The 11732-nt window shown below is 70.0% G+C and carries 11 protein-coding genes; 6 read left to right on the top strand and 5 right to left on the bottom strand.

The features are described 5' to 3' along the window. On the top strand, positions 1 to 1424 hold a 1424-nt coding region (locus tag AC30N0_RS17305; RefSeq protein ID WP_489519137.1), incomplete at its 5' end, for an alkaline phosphatase D family protein. Positions 1425 to 1460: 36 nt separating this feature from the next. Here the strand turns inward: AC30N0_RS17305 and AC30N0_RS17300 are convergent. Both AC30N0_RS17300 and AC30N0_RS17295 read right to left on the bottom strand, forming a co-directional pair. Continuing rightward, a complete protein-coding gene (locus tag AC30N0_RS17300; protein WP_489519136.1) occupies positions 1461 to 2084 on the bottom strand; it encodes a hypothetical protein in 624 nt (207 codons plus the stop codon). A 64-nt stretch (positions 2085 to 2148) separates the two neighbouring features. Then, positions 2149 to 4569, bottom strand: a complete 2421-nt coding sequence (locus AC30N0_RS17295; RefSeq protein ID WP_489519135.1) for a UvrD-helicase domain-containing protein — start codon at positions 4567 to 4569, stop codon at positions 2149 to 2151. Positions 4570 to 4648: 79 nt separating this feature from the next. On the opposite strand from AC30N0_RS17295, the gene AC30N0_RS17290 reads away from it, so the two are divergent. The 4 genes from AC30N0_RS17290 to AC30N0_RS17275 all read left to right on the top strand — a co-directional run bounded on the left by AC30N0_RS17290 (position 4649) and on the right by AC30N0_RS17275 (position 9370). Further along, positions 4649 to 5626 carry a GMP reductase gene (locus tag AC30N0_RS17290; protein WP_489519134.1) on the top strand — a complete coding sequence of 326 codons (978 nt, stop codon included), beginning with the start codon at positions 4649 to 4651 and terminating at the stop codon, positions 5624 to 5626. A 96-nt stretch (positions 5627 to 5722) separates the two neighbouring features. After that, a complete protein-coding gene (locus AC30N0_RS17285) occupies positions 5723 to 5965 on the top strand; it encodes an antitoxin (RefSeq protein ID WP_489519133.1) in 243 nt (80 codons plus the stop codon). After that, on the top strand, positions 5965 to 6369 hold the full coding sequence (gene vapC, locus AC30N0_RS17280) for a type II toxin-antitoxin system tRNA(fMet)-specific endonuclease VapC (protein WP_489519132.1): 405 nt from the start codon (positions 5965 to 5967) through the stop codon (positions 6367 to 6369). The genes AC30N0_RS17285 and vapC overlap by 1 nt, the downstream gene beginning before the upstream one ends. Positions 6370 to 6388: 19 nt before the next feature. Continuing rightward, positions 6389 to 9370: a valine--tRNA ligase gene (locus AC30N0_RS17275; RefSeq protein WP_489519131.1), complete on the top strand. Its 2982-nt coding sequence runs from the start codon at positions 6389 to 6391 to the stop codon at positions 9368 to 9370. Here AC30N0_RS17275 and AC30N0_RS17270 read toward each other — a convergent pair. Next, positions 9312 to 9563, bottom strand: coding sequence for a hypothetical protein (locus tag AC30N0_RS17270; protein ID WP_489519130.1), 252 nt, complete (start codon positions 9561 to 9563; stop codon positions 9312 to 9314). The two genes, AC30N0_RS17275 and AC30N0_RS17270, sit on opposite strands and share 59 nt — an antisense overlap. A gap of 11 nt (positions 9564 to 9574) precedes the next feature. Next, positions 9575 to 10288, bottom strand: coding sequence for an NAD(P)-dependent oxidoreductase (locus AC30N0_RS17265; protein WP_489519129.1), 714 nt, complete (start codon positions 10286 to 10288; stop codon positions 9575 to 9577). Positions 10289 to 10367: 79 nt separating this feature from the next. On the opposite strand from AC30N0_RS17265, the gene galU reads away from it, so the two are divergent. Further along, positions 10368 to 11234: a UTP--glucose-1-phosphate uridylyltransferase GalU gene (gene galU / locus AC30N0_RS17260; RefSeq protein WP_489519128.1), complete on the top strand. Its 867-nt coding sequence runs from the start codon at positions 10368 to 10370 to the stop codon at positions 11232 to 11234. Between the two features lie 99 nt (positions 11235 to 11333). Here the strand turns inward: galU and AC30N0_RS17255 are convergent, their stop codons facing one another. After that, the gene (locus AC30N0_RS17255; protein ID WP_489519127.1) at positions 11334 to 11561 is read right to left on the bottom strand and encodes a sulfurtransferase TusA family protein; all 228 of its coding nucleotides are present in this window, start codon (positions 11559 to 11561) and stop codon (positions 11334 to 11336) included. Between the last annotated feature and the right edge of the window lie 171 nt (positions 11562 to 11732).

Raw genomic sequence — 11732 nt, 5'->3', positions numbered from 1 at the left:
CGCGCTTCTCGCTCGGCGTCGCCTCCGGTCACCCGCGTGCGGACGGCATGGTCCTGTGGACGCGCCTCATGGGCGCCGGCCTGCCGGATCGAGTCCCGGTGCGCTGGGAGATCGCGAGCGACGAGCGCTTCCGCGACGTGGTCGCCCGCGGCCAGGAGAGCGCCGAGGCCGCCTGGGCGCACAGTGTCCACGCCGAGCCGGCCGGGCTCGACGCCGGCCGTGGTTACTGGTACCGCTTCACTGCGCTCGGCGAGCAGAGCGGCGTCGGGCGAACGCGGACCGCGCCCAGAGCCGATGCGGCGGCGACGCTGCGCCTCGTCACGGCGAGCTGCCAGCGCTACGACGTCGGCCACTACGCGGCCTGGCGCCACGTCGCGGCCGAGAGCCCCGACCTCGTCCTCTTCCTCGGCGACTACATCTACGAAACGCCGTCGCGGCCCGACGCGATCCGCCGCCATGAAGGCACGGAGGCGCGCACGCTCGCCGAGTACCGGGCCCGCTACGCCACCTACAAGTCCGACCCGCTGCTGCAGGCCGCGCATGCCGCCGCACCCTGGCTCATGGTCTGGGACGACCACGAGGTCGCCAACGACTACGCCGGCCTGCAAGGCGCCGACGGCGACCCGGCCTTCCCGGCCCGACGCGCGGCGGCCTACCGCGCCTACTGGGAACACATGCCCTTCCCGCGCTCGGCGCGCCCCGTCGGCGCCGACATGCGCATCGTCGGCCGGCTCGATTGGGGCAGCCTGGCGCGCATTCACCTGCTGGACGACCGCCAGTACCGCGACCCGCAGGCCTGCCCGCGGCCGGGGCGCGGCGGCGGCATCACCCTGCCTGCGTCCGAATGCGCGGCCCTGGCCGACCCGCGCCGGTCCCTGCTCGGTGCCGCGCAGGAGCGCTGGCTGGCCGATGGGTGGGACTCGGTTCGGCCGTGGAACCTGCTGGCGCAGCAGACGCTCATGGCCCCCTTCTCCTGGGCCGATCCGGCGCACGGAGGCGGCAGCTACTGGACCGACGGCTGGGACGGCTACGCGCCGGCGCGCAGGCGCCTGCTCGACGTCGTCGCCGAGAAGCGACTGCCCGGCGTCGTCGTCCTCGGCGGCGACGCGCACGGCAACTACGTCGCCGCCCTGAAGGCAGACTACGACGACCCGCGCGCGCCGGTGGTCGCGAGCGAGTTCTGCGGCACCTCGATCTCCAGCCTCGGCCTGGCGCAGTCGCGCATCGACTCGGCCATGGGCTTCAACCCGCACATCCTGCTCGGCCGATCGAGCCAGCGCGGCTACGCGAGCATCGAGGTCACCCCCGGGCAGGTCGCGGTGCGCCTGCAGACGGTCGACCGGCCGCTCGACCCTGGCAGCGGCATCACGACGGCAGCACGCTTCGTCGTCGAGGCGGGCCGGCCGGGGCCGGTCGCCGCCTGAGGTCGCGTCCCGGGATCTCGCGCGAGCGGGCTCGGGTCAGAACAGGCCGGACTGATCGGCGGCGGTCAGCACCGATCTCGACAGCTCGCCGATCTGTGCGCCGACGTCGCCCGACGGCGGCGCCGTCGCCTTCGCCGTCCACACCAGGCGCCCGCTCTGCACGTCGGTGACGCGGTTGTTCGCCGTGTAGCCGGTCGTGACCCTGCCGCCGCCGATCGGCACGCCCATGCCGACGCCGACGCTGCTATGGCGGCCGAAGCCGAAGCCGCCGAAGCCGATCGACACGCCCGGGCTGACCTCGCTCACGGCCGCGGCCAGGGTCATCACCATCACCGCCTTGGCGCCCGCATCGCGCGCCGCCGGCAGGAGCTGCGCGTCGAGCGATCGATCGGCGGCGATGGCCACGCCCGGCGGCGGGAAGACCGGGTTCCCGCCGCGGCGGGAGACCTCCGCGGCGAGCTGGTCCTGGCAGATCTGGCGCAGGACGAGCTCGAAGGTGTCGCAGGCGACCAGGACCCGTGCCCCCCGCAGGTAGTGGTTGCCGGCAAGCTGGGGGTCGCTCCACTGCGCGTCCAGCTGGGTCGACGCGCAGCCGCCGAGCAGGACGCTGCCGAGAAGAACGGCGACCGAGAGGCGGCGGGAGCTGGGGAAGACGTTCATGAAGACTCCTTCTGGGCGTCCGGGGCAAGCCGGGTGCCGGACGGCGGCGACAGCAGCCGCCGGCTCAGTCGACCGGCGTCAGCCGGGCCACGTTGAGGGCCAGCCACTTCATGCCGTGGCGACCGAAATTGACCTGCGCGCGAGCATCCTCGCCGCTGCCCTCGAGGGTCACGACCACGCCCTCGCCGAACTTGGGGTGGAACACGCCCTGGCCCGGACGCAGGCCGTGCGACGGTGCCTTCGGCACGATTGCCGGCGGGCGCGCCTCGGCGCGGCCGGCGCCGACGATCGAGTGCAGCCCCGAGCCGCGCTGCCAGGCCTGCTGGTAGTCGCGGGCGAAGCCGGAGCCGAAGCTCTGGTTGCGCGGCGTGATCCAGCGCAGCGCGCTCTCGGGCAGCTCGTCAAGGAAGCGGCTCTTGACGTTGTAGCGGGTCTGCCCATGCAGCATGCGTGTCTGCGCGAAGCTGAGGTAGAGGCGCCGCCTCGCCCGCGTGATCGCCACGTACATGAGGCGGCGCTCCTCCTCCAGGCCATCCAGGTCGCCGGCCGAGTTCTCGTGCGGGAACAGGCCCTCCTCGAGCCCGGTGATGAAGACGCAGTCGAACTCCAGCCCCTTGGCCGAGTGGATGGTCATGAGCTGGACGGCGTCCTGCCCGGCCTGGGCCTGGTTGTCGCCGGCCTCGAGCGAGGCGTGCGTCAGGAACGCGGCCAAGGGCGACATGATCTCGCCCGTCTCCGCGTCGGGGGCGATGCGCGGCGGCGCGATCACCTCGCCGGTGGTCACGATCTCGGCCCCGGGTGTCGTGTACTCGGCCCGGCCGGCGGCGCCGTCGAGTGCCGACCCCGCGAAGGCGGCGAACCCGCTGGCCGCGCCGACCTCGTCGAGCGGCAGGGCCACGGCGTCCCGGCCGAAGCCTTCCTGCGTCACGAAGGCTTCCGCAGCGTTGACCAGCTCCTCGAGGTTCTCGAGGCGCTCCTTGCCTTCGCGGTCGGCCTTGTAGAAGTCGACCAGTCCCGACGCCTCGAGCATGTGGACGATGATCTCGCGCAGGGTCTGGCCGGTGGTCGCGGCGCGCATCGCATCGATGCGCACCGTGAACGCCTGCAGGTTGTGGCCGCCCTTGCCGGCCAGCGAGCCGACGCTCTGCCAGAGGCTGCGCCCGCTCTCCCGTGCCGCGTCCTGCAGCTGCTCGATGGTGCGCGCGCCGATGCCGCGGGCGGGAAAGTTGACGACGCGCAGGAAGCTGGTGTCGTCGTTCGGGTTCTCGATCAGGCGCAGATACGACAGCGCGTGCTTGACTTCGGCGCGCTCGAAGAAGCGCAAGCCCCCGTAGACCTTGTACGGGATGCGGGCGTTGAAGAGCGCGCTCTCGAGGACGCGGCTCTGCGCGTTGCTGCGGTAGAGGAGCGCGATCTCGTGCCGCGGCGTGCCCTCGCGGTGCAGCTGCTGCGCCTCCTCGACGAACCACTGCGCCTCGGCGTAGTCGCTCGGCGCCTCGTGCACGCGCACCGGCTCGCCCGGCCCGACCTCGGTGCGCAGGTTCTTGCCGAGGCGCCGAGAGTTGCGCGAGATCAGTTCGTTGGCGGCGTCGAGGATGTTGCCGAAGGAGCGGTAGTTGCGCTCCAGCTTGATCACGGTCTCCACCCGGTACTCGCGCTCGAGCGCCGCCATGTTGCCGACCTGGGCGCCGCGGAACGCGTAGATGCTCTGGTCGTCGTCGCCGACGGCGAAGAGCGCGCAGCCGTGCTCGGGCGGGCCGGCGAACATCTTCAGCCACGCGTACTGCAGCCGGTTGGTGTCCTGGAACTCGTCGACGAGGATGTGCCGGAAGCGCCGCTGGTAGTGCTCGCGCAGCGGCGCGTCGTCGCGCAGCAGCTCGTAGGTGCGCAGCATCAGCTCGGCGAAGTCGACAACGCCCTCGCGCTGGCACTGCGCCTCGTAGGCCTCGTACACCTGGACGAGGACGCGGCTCTGCTCGTCCTTGACCTCGATGTCCTTGGGCCGCGCTCCGTCGTCCTTGGCCCCGGCGATCGCCCAGGCCAGCTGCTTCGGCGGATGGCGCTCTTCGTCGAGGTTCATCGCCTTGACGATGCGCTTGACGGCCGAGAGCTGGTCGGCGGTGTCGAGGATCTGGAAGCCCTGCGGCAGCGCCGCCAGCTTCCAGTGCACGCGCAGGAAGCGGTTGCACAGGCCATGGAAGGTGCCGACCCACATGCCCCGGACCGGGTTCGGCAGCATCGCGTCGAGGCGGACCAGCATCTCCTTGGCGGCCTTGTTGGTGAAGGTGACGGCCATCACGCCGCCCGGCGTGAGCTGGCCGGTCTGGATCAGCCAGGCGATGCGGGTCGTCAGCACCCGCGTCTTGCCGGAACCGGCGCCGGCCAGGATCAGGGCCGGCTGCGCCGGCAGGGTGACGGCGGCGAGCTGCTCGGGGTTCAACCCTTCCAGCAGCCGGGACGGGCTGGTGTCTCTTTCAGGAAGCATCCGGCCATTGTCCGGCAGCGAATCGCCCGACACGCCGGTGCGGAAGGGGCCGACGCTTAGAATTTGGGCCAGGGCCCGCATGGAAATCTTCGACTACGACAACGTCCTGCTGCTGCCGCGCAAGTGCCGCGTCGAGAGCCGGGCCGAGTGCGATCCGGCCCAGGAGTTCGGACCGCGCCGCTTCGCCCTGCCGGTCGTGCCGGCGAACATGAAGACGGTGGTCGACGAGCCGATCGCCGAATGGCTGGCTGCGAACGACTTCTTCTACGTGATGCACCGCTTCGACGTCGACAACGTCGCCTTCGCGCGGCGCATGCGCGAGAAGAAGCTCTTCGTCTCGATCAGCTCGGGCGTCAAGGAGGCCGACCGCCAGGCCATCGACCGGCTCGCCACCGAAGGCCTCGGCGCAGACTACGTGACGATCGACATCGCGCACGGCCATGCCGAGACGGTGCATCGCATGATCGATCACATCAAGCAGAAGCTGCCAGACGCCTTCGTCATCGCCGGCAACGTGGCCACGCCGGAGGCGGTGATCGACCTCGAGAACTGGGGCGCCGACGCGACCAAGGTCGGGGTCGGCCCCGGCAAGGTCTGCATCACCAAGCTGAAGACGGGCTTCGGCACCGGCGGCTGGCAGCTCTCGGCGCTGAAGTGGTGCGCCCGCGTCGCGACCAAGCCGATCATCGCCGACGGCGGCATCCGCGACCACGGCGACATCGCCAAGAGCGTGCGCTTCGGCGCCTGCATGGTGATGATCGGCTCGCTGTTCGCGGGCCATAAAGAGTCGCCCGGCCGCACCGTCGAGGTCGACGGCAAGCTGTTCAAGGAGTACTACGGCTCGGCCTCCGACTTCAACAAGGGCGAGTACAAGCACGTCGAGGGCAAGCGCATCCTCGAGCCGATCAAGGGCCGGCTCGAGGACACCCTGCGCGAGATGCGCGAGGACGTGCAGAGCTCGATCTCCTATGCCGGCGGCACGCGGCTCGCCGACATCCGCAAGGTCAACTACGTGATCCTGGGCGGCGACAACGCCGGCGAGCACCTGCTGATGTAGAGGAGAAGGCGTCCTGCAGAGGTCGGGGCCGAGTGGCCGCCCCTCTGTAGTAGATACGCCGTGTATACTTCTGTTTTTCGTGCCCGGAGGGGTGCCATGGCCCTCGCAAAGATCTTCACCCACGGCGGCAGCCAGGCCGTGCGGCTGCCGAAGGAGTTCCGCTTCGATGTGCCCGTCGTGCATGTCCGCAAGGTCGGGCGCGAGATCGTCCTGAGCGCCGTCCCCGAGCAGGGCGCAGAGGCCCTGATCGATGCGCTCTCCGGCTTCGATCCGGCTGCACCGCTCGTGCGCGAGCAGCCTGCGGATCAGCAGCGCGATCCGGTCCGCAGGGAGCGCTGATGCGCTACATGCTCGACACCGACATCTGCATCTACTCGATCAACGAGCGGCCGCCGCACGTGCTCGAGGCCTTGCGACGCAACGCCTCGGCCGGGCTCGGCGTGTCGGCGGTCACGGCCGCCGAGCTGCACTTCGGCGTCGCCCGCAGCGCATCGGCCCGCAACCTCGAGGCGCTGCGACGGTTCCTGGCCGCGCTCGAAATCGCCCCTTTCGACGACGGTGCCGCCGAGCTGAGCGGCTCGCTGCGCGCCTGGCTCGCCGCGCAAGGCACGCCGATCGGCCCCTACGACACGCTCATCGCCGCCCATGCGCATGCGCTCGGGGCGATTCTCGTCAGCAACAACACGCGCGAGTTCGAGCGTGTCCCCGGCCTGAAGCTCGAGAACTGGGCCCACGGCGCCTGATCGCCGGACCGTCGACACCATGACCGATCTCGCCAAGTCCTTCGACCCCGCCGCCATCGAGGCCCACTGGGGTCCGCTCTGGGAGGAAAGCGGCGTCTACGAGCCGACGCTCGATGCCTCGAAGCCCTCCTTCTGCATCCAGCTGCCGCCGCCGAACGTCACCGGCACGCTGCACATGGGGCACGCGTTCCAGCACACCATCATGGATGCGCTGGTCCGCCTGCACCGCATGAAGGGCGAGAACACGCTGTGGGTGCCGGGCACCGACCACGCCGGCATCGCCACGCAGATCGTCGTCGAGCGCCAGCTGCAGGAAAAGGGCGTCAGCCGGCACGATCTCGGCCGCAAGGCCTTCGTCGACCGGGTCTGGGACTGGAAGCAGGCCAGCGGCTCGACCATCACCGGGCAGATGCGCCGCCTCGGCGATTCGGTCGCCTGGAAGCACGAGTACTTCACGATGGACGAGCGGCTCTCGGCCGTCGTCACCGACACCTTCGTCTCGCTCTACGAGGAAGACCTCATCTACCGCGGCAAGCGGCTCGTCAACTGGGACCCGGTGCTGCTGTCGGCCGTCTCCGACCTCGAGGTCGAGAACGAGGAGCGCGACGGGACGATGTGGCACATCCTCTACCCGTTCAGCGATGGCCCGCAGCCCGACGCCGACGGCAAGCCGATGCGCGGCATGCACATCGCGACGACCCGGCCCGAGACGATGCTCGCCGACGGCGCCCTCGCCGTGCATCCGGAAGACGAGCGCTACAGGCACCTGGTCGGCAAGCTCGTCGACCTGCCGCTCTGCGACCGGCGCATCCCGGTCATCGCCGACGCCTACGTCGACCGCGAGTTCGGCTCGGGCGTGGTCAAGATCACCGGCGCGCACGATTTCAGCGACTACCAGGTCGCGACGCGGCACGGCCTGCCGCTGATCGTCATCTTCACCCTCGACGCGAAGATCAACGAGAACGGCCCGGCCGCGTACCGCAGCCTCGACCGCTACGAGGCGCGCAAGGCGGTGCTGCGCGACCTCGAGGCGCAGCAGTTCCTGGAAAAGGCCGTGCCGCACAGGCACGCGGTGCCGATCTGCGTACGCACGGGGCAGGTCGTCGAGCCGATGCTCACCGACCAGTGGTTCGTGGCGATGACGAAGCCCGGCCGGGACGGCACGAGCATCGCCGGCAAGGCCATCGAGGCGGTCGAGACCGGCGCGGTGAAGTTCTTCCCCGAGCAGTGGGTCAACACCTACAACCAGTGGATGAAGAACATCCAGGACTGGACCATCTCGCGCCAGCTCTGGTGGGGGCACCAGATCCCGGCCTGGTATGACGACCGCGGAATTGTCTTCGTCGCTCGTAACGAAGAGGAAGCTCGAGCGAAGTTCGAAGGGAAACTTTCAGAAGAACTGTCAGCTGTTCGGTCACAACGAGCTCCTCAATTGCAACCTTGGGAGCAAGCCAAGATCGTCGAGCGCCTAACCGAAGTCTTAGCAAAGGGACTGACCCGCGACCCCGACGTCCTCGACACCTGGTACTCATCGGCGCTGGTCCCCTTCTCCTCGCTCGGCTGGCCCAAGCAGACGAAGGAGCTCGAGCTGTTCCTGCCGTCGTCGGTGCTCGTCACCGGCTACGACATCATCTTCTTCTGGGTCGCCCGGATGATCATGATGACGCTGCACTTCACGGGCCAGGTGCCGTTCCGGGACGTCTACATCCACGGCCTGGTCCGTGATGCCCAGGGCAAGCGGATGAGCAAGTCGGAAGGAAACGTGCTCGATCCGGTCGACCTGATCGACGGCATCGCCCTCGAGCCGCTGCTCGCGAAGCGTGCCACCGGCCTGCGCCGGCCGGAGACGGCGCCGAAGGTCAGGAAGGACACCGCCGCCGAGTTCCCGAGCGGCATCCCGGGCTTCGGCGCCGACGCGTTGCGCTTCACTTTCTGCTCGCTGGCGAGCCTCGGCCGCAACGTCAACTTCGATTCCAAGCGCTGCGAGGGCTACCGCAACTTCTGCAACAAGCTCTGGAACGCGAGCCGCTTCGTGCTCTTGAACTGCGACGGACAGGACTGCGGCCTGGCCGAGCACACGAAGGCTGAGTGCGCGCCGGGCCGGCCGTTCCACAACTACCTGAGCTTCTCGCCCGCCGACCGCTGGATCACCGGCGAGCTGCAGCGCGTCGAGGCGGCCGTCGCGCAGGGCTTCGCCGAGTACCGGCTCGATGCGGTCGCCCAGGCGATCTATTCCTTCGTCTGGGACGAGTACTGCGACTGGTACCTCGAGATCGCCAAGGTCCAGCTGCACAAGCCGGAGGGCAGCGACGATGCCGGCGAGCCGGCGCGCCGGGCGACGCGGCGGACGCTGCTGCGCGTGCTCGAGACCGTCCTGCGCCTGCTCCACCCCATCACGCCCTTCATCACCGCGGAACTGTGGGAGCGGGTGTCGGTCGCGGCCGGCCGGCGTTCGCCCGACAAAGCGCACGGCATCGTCGGCGCGCCCTACCCCCAGGCCCAGCTCGAGCGCGTCGATCCGTCGGCCGACGCCTGGATGGCGCAGCTCAAGGCGGTGGTCGGCTGCTGCCGCGCACTGCGCAGCGAGATGAGCCTGCCGCCCGGGGAGCGCGTGCCGCTCAATGCGACCGGCGACGCTGCCTTCATGCGCGAGGCAACGCCGCTGCTGAAAGCGCTGGCCCGCCTGTCGGAGGTGACGCTGCTCGACAGCGACGCCGCCTTCGCCGAGGCGACGCGGAATTCACCGGTGGCAGTGGCCGGAACGACGCGGATCGCTCTCGAGGTGCGCATCGACCTCGCTGCCGAGTTGTCACGCCTGGGCAAGGAGATCGACCGCCTCGCCGGCGAGATTGCCCGCGCCGAGGCCAAGCTGGGCAACCAGAGCTTCGTCGCCCGCGCCCCCGCCGCCGTCGTGGATCAGGAGCGCAAGCGCGTGGCCGAGTTCATGGCCACGATGAACCGGCTTCGGGACCAGCGAGCGCGTCTGGAATCGTCGCCCTGAAGTCGCGGCCGGCGAACGGCGCGGCCTCGAGCAGCTCGTCGATGCGCCGGACCACGGCCCAGGCGCTGCGCTGACGCGACTCGCGCGTCGTGCCGGCCACGCGCGGCGTCACCTGCAGCGTCTCGATGCCGTGCAGCGGGCGGTCGGGGTCGAGCGCGCCGGGCTGGACGCTGTCGAGCCAGGCCGCGGCCATGCGCCCGGTCTTCAGTGCCGTGGCCAGCGCCGCTTATCGAACAGGCCGGAGTGGCCGGTGCTCACGAGCACCTGGTCCTGCTTGCAGTAGGGCAGGAAGCGCTCGCCGAACAGGCCGTGGTAGCGGCTGAAGTAGTCGAGCTGGACGCAGAGCACGTCGGCGCGCTCGACCAGGTCGCGCAGGCCGACGGGCAGGACCTGCCACAGCGGCCAGACGCCGTCGTTGGCGTGCAGCGACGGGTCGTAGCCGATGATCTTCGTGCCGAAGCCGGAGAGGAGCTGCGCGATCAGGCGCGCCGCCGGCGGCATGCCGACCATGCCGATGGTGGTGCCGCCGAGTTCGCGGCCGGCGACCGAGCCGTCGGGCCCGCGCACCGGCACGCGGCGCAGCAGGGACAGCATCGCGCCGATGATGAACTCGGCCTCGGCGCGCGCGCTCGCCGTCAGGCTGCGCACGACCTCGACGTGGCGGCGCTCGCAAGCCTCCAGATCGATGTTCTCGGAGCCGGCGTTGACGCGGCCGACAGCGCGCAGCGCCGGCGCGAAATCGAGCATCTCGGCATCGACGCTGACCGAGGAAGGGACAATGGCTGCGCGCACGTTGTAGAGCGCCCGCCGCAGCTCGCGCGGGGCGAAGGCGAGCTCGGGGGCGTGCCGGACCCGATGCCGCGCCCCGAGCCATTCCATGACATCGGCTTCCAGGGTGTCGACGACGAGCAGATCCATGGGGGAATGTCATCCTTCGCCTGCTGCGCGCGGGAGTGCGTGCAAGAATCCTGCGGAGCTCCCGAACGATTGTATGAAGATGACGGTCCGACACGCGATATTTCCGGTGGCCGGCCTGGGCACCCGCTTCCTGCCGGCGACCAAGGCGCTGCCGAAGGAGATGCTGCCGATCGTCGACAAGCCGCTGATGCAGTACGCCGTCGAGGAGGCCTACGCCGCCGGTGTCCGCGAGATGGTCTTCGTCACCAGCCGGCACAAGCGGGCGATCGAGGACCACTTCGACCGCACCTTCGAGATCGAGGAAGCGCTCGAGAAGTCGAACAAGGCCGAGCTGCTGCGGATCGTTCGCGCCGTCAAGCCGGACGACATGGAATGCGTCTTCGTGCGCCAGCCGCAGGCACTCGGGCTCGGCCACGCGGTCCTGTGCGGCCGCCACGTCGTCGGCGACCATCCCTTCGCGGTGCTCCTGCCCGACGACCTGATGATCGGCAACCCGCCGATCCTGGCGCAGATGGTCGAGCAGTTCAACGAGCGCCAGGCGTCGATCGTCGCCGTGCAGGAAGTGCCGCCGGAGCACACCCGCCGCTACGGCATCGTCGCCGGCACGGCGGTCGGCGACCGCCTCGTCGACGTCCAGCAGTTCGTGGAGAAGCCGGCGCCCGAGGTCGCGCCGTCGCTGCTCGGCGTCTCCGGCCGCTACGTGCTGACGCCGGGCGTGTTCGCGCAGATCGCAGCCCAGCCGCGCGGCGTCGGCGGCGAGATCCAGCTCACCGACGGCATCGCCGCGCTGATGAAGACCGAGAAGGTCTACGCCTTCCGCTACGAAGGCAAGCGCTACGACTGCGGCAGCAAGGAAGGCTTCCTGCAGGCCAACGTCGAGCTCGCGCTCGCCAATCAGGAACTCGGCGCCGACTTCCGGCGCTACCTGCGCAGCCTGTCGCTCTGAGCGCCCCTGTCACCGAGCGCGCCCTGTCACTCTGAGCGAAGCGAAGAGTCTCGGCGCGCGCGCTGAGATCCTTCGCTCCGCTCAGGATGACATCGGGGATCAGCGGCGGCGCAGGTAGTGCACGAACTCGTCGTCGGCGCTGGTCTGCTCGACCAGCTCGTTGCCGGTCTGCCGCGCGAACGCCTGGAAGTCGCGTACCGATCCGGGGTCGGTGGCGACCACCTTCAGCACATCGCCGCTCGCCATGTCCGCGAGCGCCTTCTTCGCCTTGAGGATGGGCAGCGGGCAGTTCATGCCGCGTGTATCGACTTCCTTCTGAGCGTCCATCTAAGCCTTTCTATTCGACGTCGACCTCGGTGGCGCGCTTGCCGGGCGGCAGCTCCATCCACTGCGGCTCGATGCCGCGCGTGCGCAGCCAGACGGCGAGCGCGCGGCCGGTGCCGGCCGGCCAGCACTTGACGCGCTCCGGCGCCAGGGTCCGGTACTCGGTCAGCTCCG

This window comes from Rhizobacter sp. (assembly GCF_031412495.1).
Taxonomy (GTDB): Bacteria; Pseudomonadota; Gammaproteobacteria; order Burkholderiales; family Burkholderiaceae_C; genus Schlegelella_A.
Note: the sequence above shows the minus strand (reverse complement) of the source record. Positions and strands in the feature narration are given on the sequence as shown.

Coding starts and splice junctions, on each gene's coding strand:
- AC30N0_RS17300 (WP_489519136.1), bottom strand. CDS start 2,084: ATGAACGTCTTCCCCAGCTCCCGCCGCCTCTCGGTCGCCGTTCTTCTC.
- AC30N0_RS17295 (WP_489519135.1), bottom strand. CDS start 4,569: ATGCTTCCTGAAAGAGACACCAGCCCGTCCCGGCTGCTGGAAGGGTTG.
- AC30N0_RS17290 (WP_489519134.1), top strand. CDS start 4,649: ATGGAAATCTTCGACTACGACAACGTCCTGCTGCTGCCGCGCAAGTGC.
- AC30N0_RS17285 (WP_489519133.1), top strand. CDS start 5,723: ATGGCCCTCGCAAAGATCTTCACCCACGGCGGCAGCCAGGCCGTGCGG.
- vapC (WP_489519132.1), top strand. CDS start 5,965: ATGCGCTACATGCTCGACACCGACATCTGCATCTACTCGATCAACGAG.
- AC30N0_RS17275 (WP_489519131.1), top strand. CDS start 6,389: ATGACCGATCTCGCCAAGTCCTTCGACCCCGCCGCCATCGAGGCCCAC.
- AC30N0_RS17270 (WP_489519130.1), bottom strand. CDS start 9,563: ATGGCCGCGGCCTGGCTCGACAGCGTCCAGCCCGGCGCGCTCGACCCC.
- AC30N0_RS17265 (WP_489519129.1), bottom strand. CDS start 10,288: ATGGATCTGCTCGTCGTCGACACCCTGGAAGCCGATGTCATGGAATGG.
- galU (WP_489519128.1), top strand. CDS start 10,368: ATGACGGTCCGACACGCGATATTTCCGGTGGCCGGCCTGGGCACCCGC.
- AC30N0_RS17255 (WP_489519127.1), bottom strand. CDS start 11,561: ATGGACGCTCAGAAGGAAGTCGATACACGCGGCATGAACTGCCCGCTG.